The organism is Paenibacillus alkalitolerans (genome assembly GCF_016482785.1).
In the GTDB taxonomy this organism is placed as follows: Bacteria; Bacillota; Bacilli; order Paenibacillales; family YIM-B00363; genus Paenibacillus_AE; species Paenibacillus_AE alkalitolerans.
The window spans coordinates 66,501-91,334 of the sequence record NZ_JAEMXM010000015.1; the positions used below are offsets into that span (position 1 = coordinate 66,501).

The window sequence follows — 24,834 nt, forward strand, 5'->3', positions numbered from 1 at the left end:
CCTCTCGTTATTCAACTTTAGGGAAGCGGATAACGACGGTCGTTCCTTCCCCCGGAACGCTTTCGAAAGACAAGCCGTACTCGGGTCCGAAATACAGATGCAGCCGGCGATGCACATTCCGGACGCCGACCCCGCGCCCGCCGTCTTGTTCCGGTTCCGCAACGAGCAGCTTGCGGAGCTTCTCTTCATCCATGCCGACACCGTTATCGGTTACGATCAACCGGATGTCCCGCTCCGTCTCTTCCGAACGGATCGTAATCGTGCCCGGACCTCGCTTGTTCTTTATGCCGTGATAAATCGCGTTCTCCACGATCGGTTGCAGCACGATCTTAATCGTCTTGTAATGCATCAATGCTTCCTCGGCGTAAATATGGAAATCCAGTTTGTCTTTGTAGCGCATTTTTTGAATCGTCAAGTAATTGAATATATGCTCCATTTCCGTCCGGACCGGAACAAGCTCTTCCCCTTTGCCGATCGATGCGCGAAACAGCTTGGCGAGCGCGGACGTCATGAGCACGACCTCCTCCGATTTCTTGCTCTCGGCCATCCACACGATCGAATCCAGCGTATTGTACAGGAAATGCGGATTGATTTGCGCCTGCAGCGCGTTCAGCTCGCTCTTTCGTTTAAACTCCTGCTCCCGCACGATTTGCGACATGAGCTCCTTGATTTTGCCGACCATAATGTTAAACGCTCTGGCCAGGCGGGCGATTTCCTTCGTATTTCCGACCGGCACCTGGATGTCGAAGTTGCCTTTCTCCACCTCTTTCATATGCTCCTGCAGCTGTCTGATCGGCTTGGACAACAGTCCCGACAGGAAGACAGAGAGAAGAATAGCGACAATAATGCAAAATGCCCCCAACGCAATGAACAACGTCCGCATTTCCGCTTTATTGCTGACGAGCTCGTCGATATACGACACCCCGACGATTTTCCAGCCGAAGCCGGAATCACGCACCGTGTACATCCGGCTGTGACCGCCTTCGTCGGTCATAATGCTGCCGTTGCCGACGGCCAGCACCTCATCGATCAATTCCGTCTTCAAATTGCTGTAAATAAGCTGCTGCTGCGGATGATACACGATGTTGCCGCCGCGGTCGACGATGAACAAATAGCCGCGCTGCCCGAGATTGATGTCGCTGAATATGTCGTTGATAACGCTGAAATTCAAATCGACGAGCAATATTCCGAGCCTGCGGTCCCCTTCTCTGCTCTTGAGCTCTCTGCTTAGTGAAACGACCCATCTGTATTCGTCTTGAAAGATCGGCTGCACATGCGATGAAGAAATGACGTTCCCGCCTTGAGTCTCCTGCGCTTTGCGGTACCAGGACAGCGAAGAGATGTCGACATGCGGATTCAGCTCGGCGTCTTTCCTGCCTAACACGTACTGGCCGTTATATCCGAACACGTTGATGGAGGCGATATCGGTGCGCGATACGAGAATCGAATGGAAAAATTCCGATATTTTCTCCTCGTAATTTTTTTCTTCCGTCAAGCTGCCGAACTTCCTCTTCGACAAATACTCCTGAATGTCGCGGTTGTTCGCGGCCAAGTCGGAAATGTCCTCCATGCTTGTCACATACGTCCGTATATTCGCGTTGACCTGTTTAATCAGTTCCGACGTATACTCTTCCGCATTTTTCTGGACCGACTCCTCGTACAAATAATACGAAACGAAGCTCATCGTGAGTATCGTTAACAAGATAAGCAGCACGAAGGCGAGCGCGATATGGGATTGAATGCTTTTAAAGCGCCAGCCGTTCACGTTTCATCACTCGCGGACAACCTTCCGGTTGCCTCCTCTCCAATGGTTTTTTGCCGGAATTCCGTCGGCGTGTCGCCCGTATACTTCTTGAACGTCAGACTGAAATAATGCGGGTCGTTGAATCCGACCTGATATGCGATTTCGTAGCTTTTCAATTGCGTCAGCTTGAGCAGCTCCTTCGCTTTCTCCATCCGCACTTGAGTCACGTATTCGATAAATGTTTTCCCGGTATGGCTCTTGAACAGCGTGCTGAAATAACTGGTGCTCATCGACACGTGCTTGCATACCGTCTTCAAGGACAATTCGGCGTCTTGGAAATTTTGTTTCACATACTCCTGCGCTTTGGCCACCTGATCCGTGCTGAAATGTTCCCTCACGCTCATCACGGTTCTGACCGCTCTTCGGCAGACGTCCTGCATCCACCGCTCGATTTCATCCAGCGTCAAATACTTATTGACGTCTGTGAGCGGATTCGTTCCCGGGCCGAACACCGCGGACACGTCCCCGTCCAGTTCGTTCACGGTGTGCATCAACGTGAGCACCAGCCGCTGAATGTAGATCGTGCACGTTTCCATCGTGTAATAATTTTCCCTCAAAGCGGCAAAAATACGTTCGATCAGTTCCTTGATCTCATGCTCGGTGCCGGTTTTCACTTTCGTGCTCAATTGTTTCTCCCACTCCACGGCGGGGAGCGGCGCGGATTTTTGCCGTCTTTCCATATCCGTAATGCTGATCACTTCGTTCTTCCCGAGCAGGAACCGGTAATCGAGCGCCGACAACGCCGATTGGTGAGCGTGAACGATATTGTCCAGAGTGTGGCAGCAGTGGCCGATGCCGACCGAGACCGTGAGCGGAAGATATGATGCGACCGCTTGGCTGAGTCTCTCGCCGATGCCGTACGCAGTATCGATCAGCTGCTCCGGGTTGGCTCCGGACAGCAGCGCCAACACTTTCTCCTCGCGGGTGCGAAAGACGACGGCGCCCTTCAATTCGGCTGCGATTTCTTGAGCGATGTTGTATACGGCGAACCGGAGAAGCTCTTTGCTTTTCTCCGTCGGGGCTTGGCCGTCCATTGCAAAATCGTCGATATCGACCGCCAGCTCCACGAAATACGGACCGGCCCATTCGATGCCGAAAAACTCGAACCGCTCGTCCATTTCGGCCTTCGCCACCGGCGAGGTGACCATTCGTTCCAAAAACCGCTCCTTCAGCAGCGGAAGACTTTCATTCAATTGTCTTCTCAGCAAGTCGAAATCTTTCTTCGTCTTGAATTCCTGATCCATTTCTTCTTTGACTTTGGCGAAAACCTTGCTCAACTCGGAGGCTGTAACCGGTTTCAAAACAAAGTCGCACGCTTTCAACTTAACCGCCTGCTGCGCGTATTCGAAATCGTCGAATCCGGTTAATATGATCACTTTGGTATTCGGATATTTCAGCGAGATTTCCCGCGTCAAATCCAATCCGTCCATGAAGGGCATGCAGATGTCGGTCAAGACGACGTCCGGCCGGAGCTGTTCGACCTTCTCCAGCGCTACCGCCCCGTCCTCGCAATCGGCCACGCACTCAAAGCCGAGCTCCGCCCACTTCATCTGCTCTTTGATCGCTTCCCGAACCAAAGCTTCATCGTCGGCTATAAGAAGTTTGTACATGGCACTCCCTCTCTAATGATGTCGTTGTTAGTAATGTTCCGTCGTACCTTCAACCTAATCCAACCTTCTCTTGTTCGTCAAGTCGGCCGCCGCTTTGGAACTTCTGGAAAAAAGCAAAAACCCGCCTTTCTTTGCGGCGAGTCCTCGTTTACTTTGGAATATTTGGAACATTATTCATAATTCCTTTCATGGTAAAACTTGCGCATGGCATGCCGGGAGAGGTGACAGGATCGTCTCCTACGTACACATAGTTTAATTCATAGCGCTTTCCCTCCAGCAAATATTGCTCCAAGCTGCCCATTTCCGGGTCTATCACCCAATATTCCGGTATTTCAAATCGGGCGTACGTTTTCAATTTATCGAGTCTGTCCCGTTTCAATGTAGAGGGAGATAATATTTCGACCACAACATCCGGCGGTCCTTCGATCCCCCTTCTCGTAATGATGTGTATGCGATCCCTGCGTATTATTACCAGATCCGGCTGGCGCACCTCAGATTGCGACAAAATCAGATCGACCGGGGCATTGAGGATAATAAACTGCGATCCGCAAGAATCAAAAACGGTTCTCTGGATTTCGAAACTGACGAGCTGGTGCCCGACGGACGGCGCGGGGCTCATCAACTCCAGCTTCCCGCCCGCCAACTCATAGCGGTTGCCATCGTCAATGGCAGCGTAATCGTTATATGTCAAGCCATGCTCGCGGACGGCTTCGGGCCGAGGTTTCCGTTCATTCGACATCCCCATGCACACCCTCTCACATTCATTTCACAGCAGAAATATATCTTTGTAAACTTTCCTCGACAGTTTCTGCAATCAATTGGACGAATGGATTCAAGTTTTCGTCTATACTAGCTTCTTCTAAGGCTTCATAGTATTTTATCATGGAGGTATTCTCCGCATCCGGTAACGGCCGGCATTATCATCGTCAATATTCCGAAGAACCAACTGATGGATCGACTTCACCACGTACTCCGTCAACTCAACGTTCCGATTTACAATATCCTGTACATAATTGATGGCTTCCGAGTGATTGATAACCTCAATATGTTCCCGTAACTTTTTACCGCCAATCGTCAATCCTTCTTCTAGAACGAGTTTGGTTTCAAGCAGGGATAGTGTGTTGCCTTCCCCTCCTCCCGGCTCATCTACTACCTCCAGTTTAGCAAACTAATATGATAAAATACACATGATCGAGAGGAGACTGGACATGTGGAATAGACTGATCAAACGCAAACCTTCGAAACAGGAAGAAGCTTTGCACCGTCTGGAACAAACCTGGTTGGAGCAAAGCCAAACGATCGGAGAGCAGCTTGGCAAAATGACCCGCCTGCAATACAAATCTCACCAGGAAACGCAAAGCAAGCTGGACAAGCTAATAGAACAAATAGAAACCGGGCTCGACTGGGAGAAAGCGTTCCGTCTTGCGGAGGCCGAAAGTTCCGAATTGAAAGCGAAGCTAACGCAAGCGGCGGATACGCTCATCCGTTGGTTGGATGATTTGGATGCCGTTCAGTCCCGAATGGAAAGCGAAGAGCACGATGCATGGAGGCAGCTGCTTAGCCAATGGTCGACGCAGTTGATTCACCAGCTGGAGCTGTGGGATATTTGGGAGATTCGAGTGATAGGCCGCACGTTTGACCCGGTGTATTGCGAAGCCGTGGGGACAGCCGCCAGGGACGAGACGAACGCCAACGCCGAACCGTACCAAATCGTGGAAGTCGTGCGCAGGGGATTTCGGCATACCGACGGGAGGCTGCTGCGCAAAGCGCAAGTTATTACACTGGAGGCAAACGAATAATGAACAATATGTCATATCAGGATGCCGCGTTCCGCCCGATTGTCGGAATCGACCTCGGTACGACGAACTCCGCTATTGCGTATATTCGCAATGGCAAGCCCGAAATTATCGCGTCGCCGAAAGGAGAACGAATCATTCCTTCCGTCGTGCTGATCGATCTGAAAGGCAGAGTCGTTGTCGGTCAAGACGCCAAAGACTCGTTAGTCGCCATGCCGGACAGGACGATTGCCGCGGTGAAGCGGCGGATGGGATCGGACGATCCTGTTGAAATTGCAGGACAAGCCCTCCTTCCCCAAGAAATATCCGCGCTTATCCTTAAGGAACTGAAATCGTACGCGGATCGGCTGTTTGGAGACGTAGAGAAGGAAGCGGTCATTACCGTTCCGGCTTATTTTACGGACGAACAGCGAAGAGCGACGAAACAAGCCGGAGAGCTGGCTGGATTTATCGTGGAACGTATTATTAACGAGCCAACCGCCGCCGCTCTTGCTTTCGGATTGGATCATCTGAACGAGGATCGCTATTATTTGGTCTACGATTTGGGAGGCGGCGCATTCGACGTATCCGTCGTAGAAATGTGCTCCGGACTGCTCGAAGTGAAAGCCTCTACCGGCAACCGAATGCTCGGCGGGGAAGATTTCGACTGGAAACTGGTCGATTGGTTTGCAGAACGCATGATCGAAAGGCACGGAGTCGACCCGCGCGGCGATATCCGCGCCAAGGCGCTTCTGAAAGAAGAAGCCGAGAAAACCAAAATCTTGTTAAGCGATCAAGATTCCGTGAACGTCATGCTTCCATTGGTAACGGTAACCGGCAATAAGCCGATCGGCTTGGACATCGAGATCAATCGCGGGCAATTCGTTGGTCTGATCGAAGATATGTTGGGCGAGACGATCGACAGCATCCATGCGGTTATTAAGGAAGCAGGATTATCTTTCAGTGACATTGACGAAGTGCTGTTGGTCGGCGGTTCGACGCGGATCCCCCGCGTTCGGGAACGGATCGCCGGACTGTTCGGCAAACCGCCGCGCAACGACGTTCACCCCGACGAAGCCGTCGCCCTCGGAGCGGCTGTCCAGGCCGGGCTCAAGTCCGGGGCGCTTTCGGACAGCGGCCTGGTGGCGACGGATGTCGCGCCGTTCTCAATGGGAATTGCCGTAATGAAAGATTGGAAGGGAATGGGGGAGCGTCCCGGCGGCTTTGCGGCGGTCATTCCCAAAAACACCACAATCCCGGTCACCCGAAATCAAACGTTCTATACGGCCTTCCCCGGGCAAACAGCGGTATCGATCGAGATATACCAAGGCGAGCACGAGTGGGTGAAGCACAATCACCGGTTAGGCGAATTTACCGGTTGGAGCAAGCCGTGAACGATGCAACCGACCGTCTGATCGATCTCGAAGTTTAGGGAGGATTCCAGTCGTGACCGAGAAAAAAAGAAAACGACGCCCGGCGGGTAAAACAAAAATCGAAAATTATTATAAAGTCCTTGGCGTCCGCGCGAACGCCTCGCCGGAATCGATCAAACAAAGCTATATACAATTGGTGAAGCAGTACACTCCCGAGCAGCACCCTGAGGAGTTTCAACGTATTCGCAGGGCGTACGAAACACTGCGTAATCCCGCAAAACGCAAAGAATACGATTTTACGCGAAAATACGGCGGTTCCGTCGAAGCGATGGCGGATGAAGCGATGGAAGCGGTGGATGCCGAAGATTGGCCGCGTGCGGAAAAGCTTTTCAACAGCATACTTGAAATCTCGCCACAGAACATTTTCGCACGAATCGGTCTTGCGCAAATTTTCTTGCTCCATGACAAGATGCCGGATTTCGATCGTCAGATGGATCTTTTGTATGCCGTTGCCTCCGACAGGGAGGAGCAAGCAAGCGCAACATTTTTAAGAGCAAAAATATTATTGGAAGCGGACCATCCTGGCCAAGCATTAGAGGTGCTGGATCGGTTGCAGCGACAATTTCCGGAGTTTACCGACAGGTATACGCCGCTGCGGGTCCAAACGTTAACCGCACTGGAACGTCATAAAGAAGCGTGGGCGCTAATGAATGCCTCCGTACCTTCCACAGACGATCAAAACCCGGAGAACCTCGGATTCTTTATCTATTGGGTCAACATGATGATTGATCTTGAAAAATGGCAGCATTGGGGCAACATTCAACAACGCTTCAGAAAATTTTTGAAATCGCTGACCGACCCCGACGATAAACAGTTTGCCGTCGACAACTTGATGGATGAATTCGCTGCCTTTCTCGAAGCCAACATGTTTCGTGAAGCGGAGATGTTCGCCGACCTCGCCTATTACATTGATCCGAAGAACGCGGATGTTCAAGAAGCGAGAAAATCGGTTCAGGAAATGGCCCGTCTCAGGAAAGAACTCGATCGCTTGATGAAAGACCAGGATATGTTTCCGCTTGTATCCTTGCATGCAATGCGCTTCTTCTTCGAGGAGACTGGAGACCTCGAGGAGGCCTCAAGCGTATTGGACAGTCTGCCCGAAGAGTTTATGGAGGAACTGCAAGAAATGCGGGAAGAATTCGCCGCCGGCATTAAACGATTGCGCAGCAAGTTCCCTCTTCTCTACAATCGTTTCCGGCAAAATTGGGACAGCTTATATCAGGAACAGACAACCGGCTTGAACCGGCAAGCCCGGAGACGGCTGATGCAATAAAGCACAACTATAAAGGGCTGGGCAGCATGTCATCATCGACGACAAACTGCTCAGCCCAATACATCAAAACTAGAAACTCATTCCGCTATACCCCATCGCTTGATTTCCCTTAATCCGTTTCTTGTACATACTCATTAATATGGGGACCTGTATATCAACATAGTGATATATCTGTACATTTTTCTTATTGCTATGTGTTCGATGCAGCCGTCCTGCGTATCGAAACCGCCTTTAGGAAGAGTATCTTGGTTTGGAAAGAGCCTGTCGTAAGAATCCAAGCTGATCTGATACCTTGATTCCATGGTTTTCGTCAATATAAAACAACCGAGTTTTCTTACAACAGCCGCATTTATCGGTTGATCGAAAAATATCCAAATATGTCCGCCGTTACCGGAGCGGGATCGTTCCAACGCAGCCGGAACATCAAGCTCTTTACATGTTTTCACAGTCGCGTCTTTCTTCCAATTCGCTTTGTCAAAGTCCATAGCAAGAAACCAGCAGGTTTCATCATGCAGCATGGGATAGACTCCAATGGTACGATTCACTTTGGCATCAAGATGCTGAGCGATAAGGCAATTTTTTCGCTCGGAGCAGAGTGATTATGGACAGTTCCCACCGAGGGTTTCACTTCTGGAACCTCAAATCTTTCTTTGGATTCGATCTCGGCTGGTCCGCCGGTAAGCTGCTCAAGTTTCATTTTCAGTTGTCGATTTTCCCGTTTCAACTGTTCAATCTCGAGCAGGGCACGCTCCAGTTGTTTCGCTAGATCTTGTCCCATACTGCCTCCAGGCTAGCTTTTATTGTAGCATATGAATACTCCCGCCACTTACCTTCGCGAACGCTCCGGTTGAAGTAGGGGTTTCTGGTGTATCCATCGTATTACCGAAGGCTTAACACCAGTGGAGTTGACACGTTGACGGTCTGATTACCGTCCAACCCCTCTATCCCATCAGCCGAAGCGTTTGGGACTACTTTTCGCAATATATTCGCCGCACCGTTCACATCCGCATGAATCAGACCCTTCATACTCTGGTATAAGCCGCGTCGGATTCGTTTTCCGGAGAACTTCGGTGCCTTTCCTTCTTCATATGCGGGTAACGGATCGCGATCCAAGAAACTGGCTTGTGACGTATAGGCTTCTTCCGTTACTTGTACGTCCATCCCCTGTTGCGCCGCTTTATACTTGATCATGGAAATCAACAGGTGATGCGGAATATGACAGAACGATTGGTTATTCCGCTTTCCCATATCCGATTCTTGTTTCCATCCCCGATTTTGTCCGACGACGATCGTTCCTATGTTTTGTCCGACAGCCAACCGTACGATTTGGGTGCTCGCTTTATGAAACAGGTCTTTGATTTTTCGGTGTCGGGTTCGATGCAGTCGATCCAATCGCTTGGAAGTATGCGGTCCTTCATGCGGTTGCTTGCCATGACGGAGAATGCTCATAAAATGAGCCTTTCGCTTATTGTAGTACTGATTGATCGCCTTGATCTGCTTGCCCTTCACCAATACCGGTCGTGAACCGGTGGTGGTGACGATGGTTGCAAGATGTTCGATCCCCAGATCAATCGACATGTAACGGTCTTTATCGAATTCTTTCGTTTCCGGCGAACAGGCAAAGATCAATTCAACGACGTATTGCCCGTACTTTGGGAATCACTCGCACCTGACGCAATGTTCCTTGGGTATATCCGAGCTTTCCGATATTCAATCGCAGCTTCGTTTTCGGGAATTTGAGAAACTTTCCGTCTGTAATGACACAATCCTGATTCGTGAACTGGATTTCTTTTTCTTTGTCGCGACAGTATTTCGGAATGCGAGGTTTTCCTTTGTACTTCTCAGGATGCTGGCAGTAGTCTTTGATGCTTGCAAAGAACGATTTCCAATTGTGAAACACGCTCTTGATCACCCATTGACTGCTTTGCGTCGGAAGGGCCCGATAATTCTCGTGTTCCATCACTTTGAACAAACAGTCCAAGAACTCATAATCTACATAAGGATTCTCTTTGGTTGGAAGCTCAAACAACTTACAATGAAGTTCAGGTTGCTTGTCTGCCGGCTTGCGCTGCTTCTTCGCTGCGCGAGACGCATAAGCTTTCTGTTGCCTTTCATTCATCATCTCGATGTATTGAACCAGTGTGTCGAGTACTTCCTTCTGCAAAGGCTCAAGAGGCTTCTGTTGTCGTAACGCGGTGAAGATTTGCCGAACGTAGAAGTTGGTTGTATTATATAAGTTCTTTGCATGCCGGCATGTTTCGTCCAGGTACGTGTATAAGCGATGTCCTTTCTTGATCCAAATCTGAAACGTGTTGTATTGGGCATGCGACATGTTTTCACCTCCACCAACCCAAACATTTGTTCTTATACAGTATAACATATTTTGGGTTATTGGGGTAGGTAATGTATGTTTATCCTTGGCGGTCACCGATTCACCTCGCCACTTAGAAGTGGGAGTCCTCTCGGTGAGGCTGATAGAAATAGGCGCATTGGTGGTTGGGGATACCTGTCCAACTCCTTCTTTTTAATCTGTACCGGTACAGATACCGAAAACGACTGATTTTCGACAACTTCCGCCATGTTTGTACCGGTACAGTTGGTGAGAATCATTCCCAATCAACTGCCAAAAATGTCATCTGTACTGGTACAGATCGCAAGGGAGTGGGTTTTATACACAAAGGGGGAGAGTCAGTGAAGAAGAAAAGAGCCGTTGCCGGCTCCGCTCCGAGAAATAACACGTTCAGTTCCGAGTACTAAGAAAGAAATACCCCGCCGTAACCGAAAGCGCCGACAATGACGAACGCCGGGTGGATTTTGCGAATCTGCATCAAATAGAAGGCGGCCAGCGCAATGCCTGCGCATTGATACACGCCGATCGTCTGCAACGAATCGACCGAGCTGTCCCACGTAGGCAACACCATCATGACGGCGATCACAGGCTGCACGAGCAGCGTAATCCCTTTGATGACCGGGGATTGTTTGTATTTTTGCAGTATTTTCAGCAAAATGACAACCGCCGCCGCAGAGGGTACGACCGTCGCCGCCACCGCAACCAACGCACCGGACCAACCGTACACTTGATACCCGACGTAGGCGTGAATGCGAGTGTAAGCATATATGTATGCGCGCCGCATAAATCGCAAATTGTTTTTTATACCGTATTACAATTATGAAGCCGCCTTGCTTCCCGGAGGAAACGAGAGATTATATCATAGGTTCAAGATTGGAGGTCTGTGTCTATGAAAATTGAGATGATCTCAGCAGCCAAGGGAGAGTTCCCGCTAGATTTGGCGATTACGAATATCAAGCTTGTCAACGTGTTCACCGGCGAAATTTATCCGGCGGCGATCGGCGTTTACAGAGACCGGATCGTCCACGTGACCCAACCCGGAGAGACAGAATTGGAAGCGCGCGCCATCGTCGACGGCAAAGGCAAATACGCCATTCCCGGATTGATTGATACTCATGTTCACATTGAAAGCAGCATGGTTACACCGGGCGCCTATGCGGCGGCCGTCCTTCCGCACGGCACGACTACGATCGTGACCGATCCCCACGAAATCGCAAATGTTTTGGGTGAAGAAGGAATCGCCTATATGATTCAAGCAAGCAAAGGCTTGGATTTGCGCGTTCTCACGTTCCTTCCGTCGTGCGTTCCGTCGGCGCCTGCCGTCGAGACAGCCGGCGCCGATTTCACGGCGGAGGTCGTCGAACGATTAATCGAATGGGACGATATCGACGGGTTGGCGGAGGTTATGAACTATGTAGGCGTAATTGAGCAGCACGAACGAATGAGGGGCATTGTGGAAGCTGCAAGGAAGGCCGGCAAAATCGCTCAAGGGCACGCGCCCACCGTTAGAGGAAGAAGCTTGTCCGCTTATTTGACGGCCGGAATCGATTCCGATCATGAATGCCGCAACGGCGAGGAGGCGCTGGAGAAAATTCGCGCGGGCATGATTGTTGAAATCCGCGAGAGCTCCATGTCTTTCAACGCAGAGGCGATCGTCGCCCATATTCGCGACAAAGGTTATCTCCCTAACGTTACGCTATGTTCGGACGATGTATTTGCCAACGATCTTGTCGCGAGAGGCCACATCAACCATGTCGTCCGCCGCGTCATCGAAGAGGGGGTCGAGCCGGTCAACGCCATACGCTTCGGAACGCTTAACGCCGCCGAACGGCTCGACGCAAAGATTTGGGAGCCATCGCGCCGGGACGCATTGCGGACATCGTTCTATTGGAGGATGTGAGGGCGATGAACGTCTCTGATGTTTTCGCCTCGGGAACGCAGGTCGTATCGGAAGGCAAGCTTATTAAGGAACAGAAAAGATTGGCGCCGCCCGGACATTTTCTAGAAACGGTGATCGTGCCGGAAATAACAGAGGAGGATTTGGCCATCCGCGTTGATGGCCCGGCCGCGGTTTCGGAAGTAAAATGCCGTGTCATTTCCTATCCGGATACGAACAGGCTCCCTACACAATTTAGTGAATTGGTTCTGCCCGTCGTGCACGGCGAGGTCATCCCGGAAAACTATCAGGGGGAAGAGGCGCCTCTTAACTACATAGCGGTTTTCCACCGGCACGGTAAAAACAACAACCGTTCGGTCGGCATATTGAACGGTTACGGCATTACTGCGGGCGCCGTAGTGACGACGATCGCGCACGACAGTCACCATCTGGCCGTATTGGGCACCAACAAGAAGGATATGGCGTTGGCCGCCAACCGGGCGAGAGAAATTCAAGGAGGAATTGTCGCCGCCAAGGACGGGGAAATTGTTGCGGAGCTGCATCTCCCGCTAGCCGGGTTAATGAGCTTGGACACGGCTCACGAGTTCGGACCTAAGTTGAATGAGTTTATTTCAGTGCTGCAAAGTACGGTTCTGCCTCGACAGCATCCTATTATGCGCTTGGTCGGCGTGACGCTGCCTGTCATTCCTCATGCAAAAATAACGGATTTGGGCTATGTTTACGTCGATACGCAGGAGCTTCTCCCGCTGTTTGTGTAGTGTCGAAAAGACCGCTCCGTGCGCGTCGCAACAATCGCGCAGGGAGCGGTTATTTATACCACCCTGCTCATAAAATGCTCCAAAAACCGCTCGGCGTCCACTTCCAGGCAAACATCCATGTTCGGCGGCTTCTTCGGACCGAACCGGCGAAAGGCGACGGTACGGCCTGTAGAATACAATCCTTCGACATCGACCTCCACGTGCAGCGGCTGCGTGCGGCAAAAGCTCGGATCAATAGCCATTCCGACCGCAAGAGGATCGTGCAGGGCGCAGCCTCCGATATCGGGTCTTTTATGCTCATAAGCTTTGATGTAGAAGTCCGTAGCGTCCGCCAGGAAATGCGCCAGCTTGCTGTCCTTGCTTCTCCATTCCTGCAGCCGCTCGCGGGACAGCAGCGTCTTCATCGTAACGTCGAGCCCTACGAGCGTGATCGGCAGCCCGGCTCGAAATACGTATTCGGCCGCCTCCGGATCGCGGTAAATGTTCGCTTCCGCCTGTCCCGTCACGTTGCCGGGCACGGTAACCGCGCCGCCCATGACCAGGACTTTGCCGACAAGCTTCGCAAACTCCGGATCCATCATGACGGCAAGCGCAAGATTGACCAACGTTCCTACCGCGATGATCGTAACTTGTCCCGGCATGCTCCGTACCTGCTCGACCATGAATTTCGCCGCATGCCCAGGACCCGGCTCGCCCTTAGGCAGCGCCGCTCCAAGCGCTCCGCCAAGTCCGTCCTCCCCGTGAATATGCTTCGCGTCGCCCTTCAAATTCCGGCGGAAGAGCGGCTTCCCTTCTCCGGCAATGACAGGAACGTCTTCGCGTCCCAGCAGCTCAAGCAAATATAAAGTATTACGTGTCGCTTCCTCCACGGACACGTTCCCGAAGCAGGTCGTCACACCCAGCAATCGCAATTCCGGCGATTGAGCCGCGTAAGCAATCGCCAGCGCATCGTCAACTCCGGTATCGACATCCAATATAATCGGCTTCATCCGTTCGCTCACCTCGGCTGCATATTTTATTATCGGGCCAGTACTTCCAAGAACCGGTCAATGAACCTGTCTCGGTCGACGCCAACGCATACGGACGCATTGGTCACCGACGGGGGATGCCGAAGATCGGCCAGCGTCGCGCCTCTGGACAGTTCGCCCTTCGTCTCGATCGTGATATAATGGCCCTCCGTGACGACCAACGTCGGATCCTCCGCCACGGCTACGGCGAGAGGGTCGTAAAGAGGGACTTTGTCCTTCAGGCCGTTATGCTTCACATAAGCGTCCGAATAAAACTTCAATATCGAATCGACAAACTCGATCAGCTTCTCTTTCCCTGGACCGGCGGAAGCGGCGAGCTCCTTGAACGTCTCCACCTCTTCATTCAGAAGGAGCGTCTTCATCGTGACGTCCCAGCCGACCATCGTAATGGGCATGCCCGATTCGAACACCCGGTGCGCCGCTTCCGGATCGTCTCCGATATTGGCTTTGTCTATGCCGTTTAGCGCCCCGCCCATCAGCACGAGACGTTTCACCTTCGAAGCGATCGAAGGGTCCTTCGCCAAAGCCACCGCCAAGTTCGTCATTCGGCCCACAAATACAAGCGTGAGCTCTCCGGGCTGCTCGTTGATTTTGCGGACGATGAAATCGGGAGCAAACTCGTCAAGCGGCTTTTGCTTCGGTTCCGGCAGCTCATATTCCCCCAGTCCGTTGTTTCCGTGAATCCAGGGAACCGCCCCCCTCCACTTGCAAAACAACGGCCCGGAAGCTCCCATCGCCACCGGAACCTCATACTTGACGCCTGAGAGCTCAAGTACGGCCAGCGTATTCTTGGTCGCCTGCTCCACGCCTACGTTTCCATAGACGGTCGTAAGACCTTCAAGCCGAATATGTTCGGATTTCAACGCCAGCAATATCGCCAACGCATCGTCAATCCCCGTATCGACGTCGAGAATCATTTTTGTTGTGGGCATTGGTTGGTCGCACCTTCTTTGTATAGTTTGTCAGCCTTTGACCGCACCCGCCGTCAACCCTTCCGTTACATGCTTCTGCAGCAAAACATAAAACAAAACGGTCGGAACGAGCACAATCGTGAAGGCTGCCATTTTCACCGTATAGTTGTTGTCGAATTGTCCGGAGATTAAAGCTAAACCGAGCGGCAATGTTTTCAGCTTCGTCTCGTTGATAAGAACGAGAGCGAACGACAATTCATTCCAATTGTTCAGAAACGTTAGTATGAACGCCGTAGCGAGAGCCGGACGGCACATCGGCAAAATAATTTTGCCGAATATCGTCATGGCCCCGCTTCCATCCATTATAGCCGCTTCTTCAAGCTCTCTGGGGAACGAATTCATGAAGCTGACCAGAATAAAGATGACGAGCGGCAGACCGAAAGCCACATATGGGAAAAGGAGCGTCAACCGCGTATTCAGCAAGTTCAGCGTCTTCATCTCAATAAACAGCGGGACGAGCGTGGCGTGAACCGGAATCAACATGCCCAGCACAAATAACATGAATATAAACGATCTCGCTTTAAATTCAAAGCGGCTTAGAAAGTAGGAAGCTAACGTTCCCGCAATCAATGTTACCAGTACAGATAGCAAACTGATGAACAGGCTGTTGAGAAAATACGCGCCGAGATTAGCCGTCTCCCATGCCTGCGCATAATTGCTCCACAACGGGGTTGAAGGGAGCGCGAACGGATGCAGGTTCAACTCTTGATCGCTTCTTAACGAATTGATCAGTATCCATAGAAGAGGGAACATATTTACCGCAAGCAGAAACATAAACAGTAGCTGCAGCATTCTGTGGGAAGCGGGCGCCTTCATTATCGCAGACATTGATTCCATCACCTCTGCAGCTTTCGTAAGACCAGTCTGCTAATGACAATAAGCAAGAAGCTGATGATGAATACAGCCGTCGAGACGGTGCTGCCGTACCCATATCTCATCGCGGAGAATGTGCTTTGGAACGCGTACGAAGCCATTACTTCCGTTGCGTGATTAGGCCCGCCGTTCGTCATCACATATACATGATCGAACGTGCGCAAGCTGCCGCTGATGCATAATGCGACGGATGTGAATATCGTATCCGATATCATCGGGATCGTGACGCTGCGCAATTTGCGGAACCCGGTCGCACCGTCGATATCGGCCGCCTCCAGTATCTCGTTCGGAACATTTTGCAGAGCCGCCAAAAAAATAATCATGTAAAACCCCGTAAATTGCCAAACGATCGCAATACAAATCATAAATATGGCGATCCCCGGTTCTCCCAGCCAATTGCGGACCCATGCATCCAGTCCGGCGGCGCGCAGCAGGCCGTTGATCAGTCCGATCTCGTAGTTATACATCATGCTCCAAAATACCGATACGATAATGGTGGAGATAACGACGGGAATAAAAAACACCGTCTTGTACAGGGATTTCCGTCTGAGGAGGCGTCCGTTAAGGATGACCGCGAAAAACAGGCCAGCCGGAATTTGAATCAATATCGAAAGGACCGTAATATAAACGTTGTTTTTGAACGAGCCCCAAAATACGCCGTCCCGGATCAATTCCGCATAATTGCCCAGTCCGAGCCAATGGAGCTCGGTGAACCCGTCCCACCGGTAGAAGGAATAATAGAACGAATTGAAAATAGGATAGATTGCAAATACGAGATAGAAGAACAGGGCCGGAAACAGTCCGGCCGCTATCAACCATTTTTTACGGTACAGAATATACATGGGAGTTCTCCTATCGAAGCAGCTTCTGGGCGTCTTCGGCCACTTTGTCCGGAGTCACGCTTCCCAATATCAATCCTTGAAGGGAGTTGTTCACCGCCGTACCTACATCTTTAGGCATGACATTGCCGAATACGGTCGAAATGCCGGTCAGCCGCTGGGTAAGCTCGACCTGCGCTTGGAAATCCGGATCGAGATTGCCAGGGACCTCTACATTCGCAGAAACAAGCGCTCCGCCTTCAAGCAAGCTTGTGAACAATTCGTCGCCGTACATGAACTTGACGAACGTTTTGGCCGCTTCCTTCTTCTTGTCGTCCAGCTTTGCGTTGATTCCGAGTCCTTGATAGGTGGCGGCCGGCAGCGACATCGGGTCGCCTTTGCCTCCTTCGATCGAAGGGAACACGGCCATGCCGAACTCGAAGCCGCTCGCTTTGTTCGCAATGATCGGCTTGATGACCCAGCTTCCGTCAATGTACATGAGGGCTTGTCCGTTGACGAACCGGTCCGTTGCCGCGGCGGCGTCGATATTGTTCGCGTCTTTGTTGAATGCGTTGTTGTCCGCCAACTCCTTAATGATATTCAGTGCGGAGATGAATTCGGGATCGGTCAGCTTCTTCTCTTTGGCCAAAACCTGTTCGATAAAGCCGCTGCCGGCAATCCGGTCCGTTATGACCGACAAGTAAGTAGCCGGGAGGACGGTGCCTGTTTTATTGCCCAGGATGATCGGAGTGATTTTGTTATCGTTCGCGGCCTTGATCAAGGCCAGAAGCTCGGAATATGTTTTCGGAAATTCCGTATAGCCGAGGTCCGCCAGCAGCTTTTTGTTATAGAAAACCATACTCGAGTAGTTGACCTCGGCCGGAATCGCATACTGCTTGCCGTCTACAGCGAATTCCTTCAACAATCCCTCCGGAATCTTCGTGTCTTTCCACTCTCCGATCATATCGTCGATCGGCATCAGCAATCCGGCGCGGGCAAGCGGCTCCAGGAACGTTCCGCCGATAATAAGCTGCATCACGTCGGGGAGTTGGCCGCCGGCGGCCTGGGTTTGCAGCTTTAAGTTATATTCGTTATATGGAATCACTTCCATATTGATCTTAATATTCGGATGCTCGGCTTTGAATTGCTCCATGCGTGCGTAGTATTGCTCCGTGTACGGGTCATCCTTCATCCAGTCCGACCACAATGTAAGCTCGACGGTTTCATTGCTTGGCTCCGATGTGCTTTCGCCGGAACCTGACGTACTTTCACTGGAACCCGATGTGCTTTCGTTGGAACCCGACGTGCTTTCGCTAGAACCCGACGCGCCTCCGCATGCCGAAACGAACACAGTCAACGCCAATACGAGTATTAAAGCCGGCCATTTTCTCTTGTATTTCATAGCAGTTCCTCCATCTCCCGTAGTAACGTAGTTATTTTAGTAGAAAGCGTTATGTTCCGGTTACTTTTACTTTTTTATAGCTGTGTACCTCTCTTTTCCTTTACCTCCCTCACCTACCTGCCTTTTCCACCAGATTCCCATTGTATGTGATGTATTCTATCTCACACCTACGCTATACTGCATAATATTATATAAAACTATATTCATTGCATCGTTTCGTGTAAAGAAACCTATCATAATATTGTCGCAACCGATAATTTTATATCATTCTATTGTGCATAATGCTAGCCGTACGTACACTATCCCTTAGTTTCAGACCGTATGATCCTCCGCTCTGATGCTCTCCCCCGACTTCACGTTTCGTATCCTCTTGCGCACACTATCCCCGTAGCTCATAACACTGTAAATTTGGCACGGCCTTTGCTATTCGGACGCGACCGTCGCCATTTTGTGAACGAAAGAGTTCTTTGCCATTCTTCTGAACGAAAGGGATAGTGCACGCAAGAGAGTTAGTAGTATTGAGAGGGAACCGCGGCCAAATTGCGTTATTGGAAAATGAAGATAGACCTGCAAAGGGGGAGTCGAAATAATATATCGAAAAAGACACCCTTTGCAGGGTGTCCCTTACGAATCTAAGCACGTTTACACTAATAACCATCTACCGGTCTTGGGCAGCCCGTCTGCCGGCCGGAGCAATGTGTGGCGGCGGCGGAGCATCCATTCCTTCGCCCAAATAATAATCAACAAGCGTCGACTGCATATATCCTTTCACAGCCAGCGCATTGCGGTAAGCGGGGTTATGGGCAAGCGTATAGAGCCGCACATCCGACGGAACGTTTGTCGTATACAGCCTTAGTTCCGTGAAGTCTTCGCTCTCAAACAAAATCTCTTCCCGCCAATCGCCTATTAAATCTCCGTACAGCACAGGCGCGTTGCGCGAGTTGACCCTTACACCTTCCGCAGAGAACAGGCGGACGTTCAGGCTTTGCTCATAATCCCACTTGTCGACCGTATTGCGGTCCAGCAGCTCGCTCAACACATCTCCGTCCCACCATATTTTAAAATTAATAGACGGCTTAACGGTGCTTATTTCCTTACCGTCAGCACTAAAGATGCCGTCTGCGTTCGACCACATCTCGTACCCCCGGTACCTCGGATCGATGTCGGCGGCGGTCCCTCTCGCTACGTCCTGCGGAACCGCACCGGTACGAATGAGGGCTCCGGTGGCGGCGTCCGCATAAAACCAAGGAAACTGGTTAAAGTTCCCGTTCTCGGCCTGCTGAATGGCATATTGCTCTAAGCCTGGCCTATCGGGGTCGATATCCGTAATATGGAACCGGTCTCCGTGTACGGCGCCGGGAAAACGGTACAGCGTCTCGCCGTTGTCGTCCAGCGTCCAGCCTCCGAATGCGATCTCGTCCTTGCCGTCCCCGTCTACGTCAAGAATGCGGATCTGATGAAAAAAGTCGCCGTCCGCTCCAAGATGCTTCCAACGCTGCTTCAACTCTCCATCTTCATAATCGTAGGCGAGCGTCACATATTGAAACACGCGGTTGTTGTTGCGGTTTTTCAGCGCCGTTACCAGGCTCGGCCGGACGCCGTCCAAATAAGCGATCCCGAAATGGCCGCTGAGCGGTCCATCGTCCTTATAATCGTTCTCGATGACGGTCCGCGCTTTCTCCGTTCCGCGGCGCCCGTCCACGACGGAAATGTACTGCGTAAGCGAATCCGAGGCCGGAATGACGGAACCGTCGGCGAATGTTACGCCTTCGTAGGTGCGGAGCAGCACCTCCGCCCGGCCGTCGCTGTCCAGATCGAAGACGGTGACATTGTCGTTGTCCCGCCATCCACCCAGCCCGGGAATGCCGAATTCACTTACCGCAGCCGGAGGGGCGTTATAGGTATCGATCGGTTTTATGCTATAAGGACCCATATCGATCCGCCATAAAAATCCTTTCTTCAGGCTGTAGGCTTCCACATACCGATTGCCTCCCTTGAACGGAATACGGGTGACGACATATTCGTATTCCCCGTCCCCGTCCAAGTCGCCGGGCCAGCTGTGATGTACGAAATAGTCGGCCGGATTGTCCGTCACATTTTTCAGCGCAATGCTGAAATAAGGTTTCATCGGCTCATCGGCATCAAGCACGGCTTTTTTGCTGACGTCCTGCAGCTTTCCTTGCCAATACGATTTAACGAAATATTCATTCGTTCGGCTGAGATCGGCATCGGTGTCGATGAAATTCGTTCCTTGCGAGAGGGGTGCGCCGTTGAGCTTCACCTCTTCGCCGTCGGTAATTCTGTATACATCAAAGGTCACATCCTGCGGCTCCGTCGCAAGCAGCCGCCAGCTGACGAAGACGTCGCCGGCCTCCGTTCTCGTCGCGGCCACTCCGCGGCCCAGTGACTCGACGATTCTAGGCTCAGGCACGCTGCCCGCCAATTCCGCCTGACCGGTTGCCATTGCGGCTGACGGCGGAGAAACAAGCAAGACGGCTAAAATAGCCGGTATCCAATTGCATCTCATTAATCATCGACCTCCTATATGCAACGAGTCCTGGCCAGGAATCTACCATGTATTGTATTGCCGTGCGAAATCTCCTGCAATTGCACTTTTTTGCCGAATGTTCGCACAGCCTTTCTACACGCCTCTTGCGTCCCGGAAAAACAGATATTCCTCCCTTCGTTTCGATCCCCATACTGGAGATGGCGCAAAGGAAGGCCGGAAGGAGGAGGGGCAACCCTTTAATCGGGGGTTACGATAGTTTCGTCGAATGTGAGGATGCTTTTAGCTTCTCCCAGAATATTATTTCCCACAGCACTTCTTATATTTTCGACCGCTTCCGCAAGGGCATGGCTCATTGCGGCCTGTTTTTCCAACTTTGAAGACGGCGAGGTTCGCCTGTTTCCGGGTACTCTCGCTCTTGAGCACCAAAGATTCCAGCATTGCTTGATGCTTTGCCTTGTTTTCTACAAAGCAAGCCCACCATTCCATTTCGCTGATCGCATCTTCGATCAAGTGAAACTGTTTGGATTGTTTGTTTCGCTCAAGAACGGTTTCTTTCGAGCTTTCCAGCGTCTCTTCGATATCGTCCAACGTTATCATCATCTCATCGACATCGCCGTTATCGTACATACAAACGATTTCATCGAACAGCTCTTCCGGATATAAGTCGTTGCAGCTGGCAGCCAGATGAGCTTTTACTATTCCGCTGGAATCCTCCAATTGTTCATTAAACAAACTCCGAAAATAACTCAACACTTCATCCCGGTCCAAAACGCCGTTCAACACGAGTGTAACCAAGCAATGAAAGCCTTGTCCGCGAACAAATTCATCGATCTCGGGATTCCGTATCAACTGCCGAATCGGCCGTACGTCTCCATCGAAGACGGAAGCGAGCATGCGGCCCGAACCTTCCGTGACGGTATCCTCCATAATGTTATGCAGTATGTCGCCCGGCAGGCTCATTATGCGGATCAGCCGTGGAAACAGCTCCTTGACGCGAAATTGCGCAAGAAGATACATTGCATACAGATGATCTATCCGAGAGGATTCTTCAATAAACTTCTCTGGACTATCTTGCAATTCATCCATAATCTGAAGAAGTAAAGGAATGGCTTCGTCTCTTCTATCTATAATTTCCAGCAGCTCACTGCGGGGAAATGTTCCGTTGTTGCATCGAATGGACTCAAGCAATTGTTTCATTTGGCGACAACCTTTCCATAAAATCGCTATTCATAAGATTTCTCACAGGAGCAACACCTGCGGCACTATATCATTGTATAGGGCGGTGCAGGGCATGTAAATAAAATTTGAAACGATTAATCTGCACTGTCGCCCACTCTCCGCAAACTGAATAAGATAACCGGAGAAACGAATCTAAGGAGGACGCCACACGGGGACACCTATGGATATCGACCGGACGAAAGTACGGAATCCGTCACATGGAGCCGATGAACATTAAGCTCAATCAGGGAATATCCACACCTTACACGGAAAAGCTGCTGTTCGAAATCCCCGAACAAACAGGCGATCCCGATGTTGCAATAGTGAGGGAAGGGTAGGGATCACGATCCCTGCCTTTTTCTATTTATTGTAAAAAACGTGTTATGATAGAATTGCTTTGCTATAAAGGAGGGGGCGCACGATGGAATTTTTTCGATTTGATAGAGAAGTTGGCAAAAGGGTTACAAAATTCGGTTCCGACTTCATTATGTCCCGCATTATTCAAACTGAGAAAGCCGTTCATATCGGGTGTATGCACCTGAAAGCGAACGGCATCATAGGTTACCACCAAGCAACAACGCCTCAACTGCTCCTTATTATGGTTGGTGAGGGCTATGTTAGAGGTGAAAAAGATGAGTACTATAAAGTTCATGCCGGAGATGCCGTATTTTGGGAAAAAGGCGAGTGGCACGAAACAAAGACGGATACAGGACTAACTGCGATTGTAATAGAAAGTGAAGAGTTGAGCCCTGCATCATTTATGACTCGGAAGTAGCGTGACCTCTATCGGATCCGCCGTAAAGGAAGTACAGTCCTCTATCATAGTGTCTGGGGAGGCAGCCGGGAAAATAAAAGAAGTACAGTGCGTTATTAGCTTAAAAACCCTTATTCGAAGGCAATTTTCACCCAAATAGTGTACTGCTGTTCCTCTTTTTTTCCGCAGACCCGCCAAAAATCGCCAAATAGAGTCCCAGGCTTCCTCTATTTTTCGTGTCACGCCCAAAACAGCAATCCATAAGAAATCCGGCACGCGCGGCTATGATAGGATAGCTGTAGATTCCAGAACAATAAATCGAAAGGATGTTGAACATGGGAACATTGAAGCCTTACATTATATCGGAGGATGCGAGATCGCAAGCCGAGTTTTACACGCAAACCCTAGGCGGAAAGATCGAGTCCATATTGACGCATGAGCAGGGAATGGGAGCACAAAATGAATTTAAAGACAAAATCATGCATATGTGCTTCTCCGTTGCCGGAGAAAATAACATCTTTATGGCTGACGCGGTCGAACCGGTCACTCAAGGAAACGGCATCGCACTAACCATCGAGTACCCGACAAAAGCCGAAGCCGGCGCAGCGTTCTCGAAAGTTTCGGCTGGCGGCAATGTGAGGGCTCCTTTCGAAATGCAGCCTTTCGGCATATTTTACGGGGAAGCAATAGATAAGTACGGCGTAACATGGATGATCACCGCCCAGCCGGAAGAAGAATAAGCCTGCTCCAAGCGACCCACCCGCATTTTTCTTATGAAAGAATGCGGGTTTCATCTGTAAAGAAAGGATGAGCGAAAACGATGAGCAACCAAATACTGACCCGGCAATACGAATGGATTCAGCGCACGAGGGAAGTATTGTTCGATTATTGCGAAACCGTTATATCCGCCACAGACTACGTTAAGGGACTTGAGCAATTCGGCGGCGCATCTATTCGCAATCTTCAAGCGCATGTTATAGACTGCTATCGTTTCTGGTTAGGCCGCTTCGCTCTGCAAAGACCGCTGACTGACATTCGTGCCGAATCGATCGAAAATGTCCAAGAAATGCGCAAAGTTTATATAGAGATAGACCTTCTGGTTAACGATTTTTTGAATGAATTTGAGAGCCAAGCCGATCTCATGATTTCCGGCCGGCCGTCGTGGCAGGAAGAACATATACCGTTAACCCCTCTTTGGTTGTTTACCCATACTATAACGCATGAGTTTCATCATAAAGGACAAATCGTATCGATGAGCAGACAACTTGGCTATATGCCGGCGGTTACGGATCTGTATCACGAAACACGGCCGTAACTTGTATTACGCACGAACTGTTGGCCGCCTCCTTGGTTTCCTTGCTCCTTATACGCGACTACTTCACGTCAACGACATAATCCGCGGTAATCACCTTGCCGTTATGTTGAAATTGCGCCCAGATTTTATAAGTTCCGCTCTCCGGAAAAGTAGTGGCGAACTCGGCGACAGGCCCGGTCGCTTTCTCGTCCAGCGGGTGTACGTGCAAGTACTTCTCCGCGTCTGCAGATAAGATGACGACATGGCCAACCGCGCCTAAATACGGCTCCAGGTTATCAATACCTTGCTGCGTCTTCGCATCTCGAACGTCGAATGTGAGCGTGGCTTCTTCGCCGGCTTTCGCGCCGCTTAGCGCCAGCTTGATTTCTTTGCCGTCGACTTCCTTGACGAGCTTTGAATCGGCCGCGATCGAAACATGTTCGCCTTCCTTGCCCTCCACCTTCACCCATTCGCTTAGCGTCATGGCGGACCCGCCGGACGGGGTGAAATCGGCAAACACTTTGTATTCCCCGCCCGCCGGAAAATCAGTCTCGACCGTAAATTTGCCCTCTCCCTCGTATTCCGGGTGGATGTGACTAAAGAACGACAAATCGTGCTCCACAATGATGAGATGAAGCAGCTTCTCATGATTCACGTCAAAACCGTCTACCGGTTTCCCTTCTTGATCCGTGATTCGGACGGACAATTGTGTCTGCTCATTCGCTTTCGCGGCTCCGGTGTCAAACGTGAACGAAGCTTTGAGATTGCCAGGTGTCTCCTGTGAATCGTGCGCTCCATCGCCGCCGTGATCGTCCCCATGTCCACTGCCTTTTTCTTGCTCATTCGTCTCGCCGTGGCCGTCAGAATGCCCGGCTGTATCCTCGTTATTGCCTGTCTCATGGCCGGAACCGTGTTTTTCCTCGCCCGCGGCATCATTTTGTTTGTCCGCATTGCCGCATGCGGATAATAAAGCTAGAGCGAGCGCCGCCGCGGTAATCCAAATTGTTTTTTTGTTCATCGTTTAAGGCTCCTCATTCGTTTAATTGCCAGGTTACACTACGTCGTAG

At 50.9% G+C, this 24,834-nt stretch carries 22 protein-coding genes and 1 pseudogene; 8 read left to right on the forward strand and 15 right to left on the reverse strand.

Going from position 1 to position 24,834, the window contains the following annotated elements; genetic code table 11:
- Window positions 1-7 precede the first annotated feature (7 nt).
- The 3 genes from JET16_RS20420 to JET16_RS20430 form a co-directional block, all read right to left on the reverse strand.
- A complete protein-coding gene (locus JET16_RS20420) occupies window positions 8-1,765 on the reverse strand; it encodes a sensor histidine kinase (protein ID WP_325176741.1) in 1,758 nt (585 codons plus the stop codon).
- Entirely contained in the window at window positions 1,762-3,414 is a 1,653-nt protein-coding gene (locus tag JET16_RS20425) for a response regulator transcription factor (protein ID WP_199619724.1), read from the reverse strand. Before JET16_RS20425 ends, JET16_RS20420 begins: the two co-directional genes overlap by 4 nt.
- A 148-nt stretch (window positions 3,415-3,562) precedes the next feature.
- On the reverse strand, window positions 3,563-4,159 hold the full coding sequence (locus tag JET16_RS20430) for a Uma2 family endonuclease (protein ID WP_325176742.1): 597 nt from the start codon (window positions 4,157-4,159) through the stop codon (window positions 3,563-3,565).
- Window positions 4,160-4,622: 463 nt separating this feature from the next.
- On the opposite strand from JET16_RS20430, the gene JET16_RS20435 reads away from it, so the two are divergent.
- The 3 genes from JET16_RS20435 to JET16_RS20445 are packed head-to-tail and all read left to right on the forward strand — an operon-like array spanning window position 4,623 to window position 7,895.
- Complete coding sequence (locus JET16_RS20435) at window positions 4,623-5,213, forward strand: nucleotide exchange factor GrpE (RefSeq protein WP_199619726.1); 591 nt, start codon at window positions 4,623-4,625, stop codon at window positions 5,211-5,213.
- The gene (locus tag JET16_RS20440; protein WP_233531969.1) at window positions 5,213-6,583 is read left to right on the forward strand and encodes an Hsp70 family protein; all 1,371 of its coding nucleotides are present in this window, start codon (window positions 5,213-5,215) and stop codon (window positions 6,581-6,583) included. The genes JET16_RS20435 and JET16_RS20440 overlap by 1 nt, the downstream gene beginning before the upstream one ends.
- Before the next feature lie 52 nt (window positions 6,584-6,635).
- Window positions 6,636-7,895 carry a DnaJ domain-containing protein gene (locus tag JET16_RS20445; protein WP_199619735.1) on the forward strand — a complete coding sequence of 420 codons (1,260 nt, stop codon included), beginning with the start codon at window positions 6,636-6,638 and terminating at the stop codon, window positions 7,893-7,895.
- A gap of 134 nt (window positions 7,896-8,029) precedes the next feature.
- On the opposite strand, the gene JET16_RS20450 is transcribed toward JET16_RS20445, so the two are convergent.
- The 4 genes and pseudogenes from JET16_RS20450 to JET16_RS20465 form a co-directional block, all read right to left on the reverse strand.
- Window positions 8,030-8,413, reverse strand: a complete 384-nt coding sequence (locus tag JET16_RS20450) for a TOTE conflict system archaeo-eukaryotic primase domain-containing protein (RefSeq protein WP_199619737.1) — start codon at window positions 8,411-8,413, stop codon at window positions 8,030-8,032.
- A 23-nt stretch (window positions 8,414-8,436) separates the two neighbouring features.
- On the reverse strand, window positions 8,437-8,673 hold the full coding sequence (locus JET16_RS20455) for a hypothetical protein (RefSeq protein ID WP_199619739.1): 237 nt from the start codon (window positions 8,671-8,673) through the stop codon (window positions 8,437-8,439).
- Between the two features lie 101 nt (window positions 8,674-8,774).
- A pseudogene (locus JET16_RS20460) lies at window positions 8,775-10,227 on the reverse strand (RNA-guided endonuclease InsQ/TnpB family protein).
- A 421-nt stretch (window positions 10,228-10,648) separates the two neighbouring features.
- Complete coding sequence (locus JET16_RS20465) at window positions 10,649-11,029, reverse strand: chromate transporter (RefSeq protein WP_199619755.1); 381 nt, start codon at window positions 11,027-11,029, stop codon at window positions 10,649-10,651.
- Between the two features lie 105 nt (window positions 11,030-11,134).
- Here JET16_RS20465 and JET16_RS20470 point away from each other — a divergent pair, with 105 nt between their 5' ends.
- Both JET16_RS20470 and JET16_RS20475 read left to right on the forward strand, forming a co-directional pair.
- Window positions 11,135-12,145 carry an amidohydrolase family protein gene (locus JET16_RS20470; RefSeq protein WP_199619757.1) on the forward strand — a complete coding sequence of 337 codons (1,011 nt, stop codon included), beginning with the start codon at window positions 11,135-11,137 and terminating at the stop codon, window positions 12,143-12,145.
- Window positions 12,146-12,150: 5 nt separating this feature from the next.
- Window positions 12,151-12,900 carry an adenine deaminase C-terminal domain-containing protein gene (locus JET16_RS20475; RefSeq protein ID WP_199619759.1) on the forward strand — a complete coding sequence of 250 codons (750 nt, stop codon included), beginning with the start codon at window positions 12,151-12,153 and terminating at the stop codon, window positions 12,898-12,900.
- A 53-nt stretch (window positions 12,901-12,953) separates the two neighbouring features.
- Here JET16_RS20475 and JET16_RS20480 read toward each other — a convergent pair whose 3' ends face one another.
- The 7 genes from JET16_RS20480 to JET16_RS20510 all read right to left on the reverse strand — a co-directional run bounded on the left by JET16_RS20480 (window position 12,954) and on the right by JET16_RS20510 (window position 21,698).
- Entirely contained in the window at window positions 12,954-13,889 is a 936-nt protein-coding gene (locus JET16_RS20480) for a nucleoside hydrolase (RefSeq protein WP_199619761.1), read from the reverse strand.
- 29 nt (window positions 13,890-13,918) lie between these two features.
- Entirely contained in the window at window positions 13,919-14,860 is a 942-nt protein-coding gene (locus tag JET16_RS20485; protein WP_199619763.1) for a nucleoside hydrolase, read from the reverse strand.
- A gap of 30 nt (window positions 14,861-14,890) precedes the next feature.
- Entirely contained in the window at window positions 14,891-15,727 is an 837-nt protein-coding gene (locus tag JET16_RS20490; RefSeq protein WP_199619766.1) for a carbohydrate ABC transporter permease, read from the reverse strand.
- Between the two features lie 8 nt (window positions 15,728-15,735).
- Window positions 15,736-16,614, reverse strand: coding sequence for a carbohydrate ABC transporter permease (locus JET16_RS20495; protein WP_199619768.1), 879 nt, complete (start codon window positions 16,612-16,614; stop codon window positions 15,736-15,738).
- Between the two features lie 10 nt (window positions 16,615-16,624).
- Window positions 16,625-17,992: an extracellular solute-binding protein gene (locus JET16_RS20500; protein WP_199619771.1), complete on the reverse strand. Its 1,368-nt coding sequence runs from the start codon at window positions 17,990-17,992 to the stop codon at window positions 16,625-16,627.
- Between the two features lie 658 nt (window positions 17,993-18,650).
- The gene (locus JET16_RS20505; RefSeq protein WP_199619774.1) at window positions 18,651-20,519 is read right to left on the reverse strand and encodes a rhamnogalacturonan lyase family protein; all 1,869 of its coding nucleotides are present in this window, start codon (window positions 20,517-20,519) and stop codon (window positions 18,651-18,653) included.
- Between the two features lie 279 nt (window positions 20,520-20,798).
- Entirely contained in the window at window positions 20,799-21,698 is a 900-nt protein-coding gene (locus JET16_RS20510) for a DUF1186 domain-containing protein (RefSeq protein ID WP_199619777.1), read from the reverse strand.
- A gap of 442 nt (window positions 21,699-22,140) precedes the next feature.
- On the opposite strand from JET16_RS20510, the gene JET16_RS20515 reads away from it, so the two are divergent.
- The 3 genes from JET16_RS20515 to JET16_RS20525 all read left to right on the forward strand — a co-directional run bounded on the left by JET16_RS20515 (window position 22,141) and on the right by JET16_RS20525 (window position 23,788).
- On the forward strand, window positions 22,141-22,494 hold the full coding sequence (locus JET16_RS20515; RefSeq protein ID WP_199619781.1) for a cupin domain-containing protein: 354 nt from the start codon (window positions 22,141-22,143) through the stop codon (window positions 22,492-22,494).
- 314 nt (window positions 22,495-22,808) lie between these two features.
- Entirely contained in the window at window positions 22,809-23,213 is a 405-nt protein-coding gene (locus tag JET16_RS20520) for a VOC family protein (RefSeq protein ID WP_199619794.1), read from the forward strand.
- A gap of 80 nt (window positions 23,214-23,293) precedes the next feature.
- Window positions 23,294-23,788 carry a DinB family protein gene (locus JET16_RS20525; RefSeq protein ID WP_199619806.1) on the forward strand — a complete coding sequence of 165 codons (495 nt, stop codon included), beginning with the start codon at window positions 23,294-23,296 and terminating at the stop codon, window positions 23,786-23,788.
- Between the two features lie 58 nt (window positions 23,789-23,846).
- On the opposite strand, the gene JET16_RS20530 is transcribed toward JET16_RS20525, so the two are convergent.
- Window positions 23,847-24,785, reverse strand: a complete 939-nt coding sequence (locus tag JET16_RS20530; RefSeq protein WP_199619809.1) for a hypothetical protein — start codon at window positions 24,783-24,785, stop codon at window positions 23,847-23,849.
- Window positions 24,786-24,834 lie beyond the last annotated feature (49 nt).

What these genes read in the sequence shown, in the direction of transcription:
- JET16_RS20425 (WP_199619724.1), bottom strand. Translation starts at nt 3,414, where the DNA reads ATGTACAAACTTCTTATAGCCGACGATGAAGCTTTGGTTCGGGAAGCG.
- JET16_RS20430 (WP_325176742.1), bottom strand. Translation starts at nt 4,159, where the DNA reads ATGGGGATGTCGAATGAACGGAAACCTCGGCCCGAAGCCGTCCGCGAG.
- JET16_RS20435 (WP_199619726.1), top strand. Translation starts at nt 4,623, where the DNA reads ATGTGGAATAGACTGATCAAACGCAAACCTTCGAAACAGGAAGAAGCT.
- JET16_RS20440 (WP_233531969.1), top strand. Translation starts at nt 5,213, where the DNA reads ATGAACAATATGTCATATCAGGATGCCGCGTTCCGCCCGATTGTCGGA.
- JET16_RS20450 (WP_199619737.1), bottom strand. Translation starts at nt 8,413, where the DNA reads ATGCTGCATGATGAAACCTGCTGGTTTCTTGCTATGGACTTTGACAAA.
- JET16_RS20455 (WP_199619739.1), bottom strand. Translation starts at nt 8,673, where the DNA reads ATGGGACAAGATCTAGCGAAACAACTGGAGCGTGCCCTGCTCGAGATT.
- JET16_RS20465 (WP_199619755.1), bottom strand. Translation starts at nt 11,029, where the DNA reads ATGCGGCGCGCATACATATATGCTTACACTCGCATTCACGCCTACGTC.
- JET16_RS20470 (WP_199619757.1), top strand. Translation starts at nt 11,135, where the DNA reads ATGAAAATTGAGATGATCTCAGCAGCCAAGGGAGAGTTCCCGCTAGAT.
- JET16_RS20475 (WP_199619759.1), top strand. Translation starts at nt 12,151, where the DNA reads ATGAACGTCTCTGATGTTTTCGCCTCGGGAACGCAGGTCGTATCGGAA.
- JET16_RS20480 (WP_199619761.1), bottom strand. Translation starts at nt 13,889, where the DNA reads ATGAAGCCGATTATATTGGATGTCGATACCGGAGTTGACGATGCGCTG.
- JET16_RS20485 (WP_199619763.1), bottom strand. Translation starts at nt 14,860, where the DNA reads ATGCCCACAACAAAAATGATTCTCGACGTCGATACGGGGATTGACGAT.
- JET16_RS20490 (WP_199619766.1), bottom strand. Translation starts at nt 15,727, where the DNA reads ATGTCTGCGATAATGAAGGCGCCCGCTTCCCACAGAATGCTGCAGCTA.
- JET16_RS20495 (WP_199619768.1), bottom strand. Translation starts at nt 16,614, where the DNA reads ATGTATATTCTGTACCGTAAAAAATGGTTGATAGCGGCCGGACTGTTT.
- JET16_RS20500 (WP_199619771.1), bottom strand. Translation starts at nt 17,992, where the DNA reads ATGAAATACAAGAGAAAATGGCCGGCTTTAATACTCGTATTGGCGTTG.
- JET16_RS20505 (WP_199619774.1), bottom strand. Translation starts at nt 20,519, where the DNA reads ATGAGATGCAATTGGATACCGGCTATTTTAGCCGTCTTGCTTGTTTCT.
- JET16_RS20510 (WP_199619777.1), bottom strand. Translation starts at nt 21,698, where the DNA reads ATGAAACAATTGCTTGAGTCCATTCGATGCAACAACGGAACATTTCCC.
- JET16_RS20515 (WP_199619781.1), top strand. Translation starts at nt 22,141, where the DNA reads ATGGAATTTTTTCGATTTGATAGAGAAGTTGGCAAAAGGGTTACAAAA.
- JET16_RS20520 (WP_199619794.1), top strand. Translation starts at nt 22,809, where the DNA reads ATGGGAACATTGAAGCCTTACATTATATCGGAGGATGCGAGATCGCAA.
- JET16_RS20525 (WP_199619806.1), top strand. Translation starts at nt 23,294, where the DNA reads ATGAGCAACCAAATACTGACCCGGCAATACGAATGGATTCAGCGCACG.
- JET16_RS20530 (WP_199619809.1), bottom strand. Translation starts at nt 24,785, where the DNA reads ATGAACAAAAAAACAATTTGGATTACCGCGGCGGCGCTCGCTCTAGCT.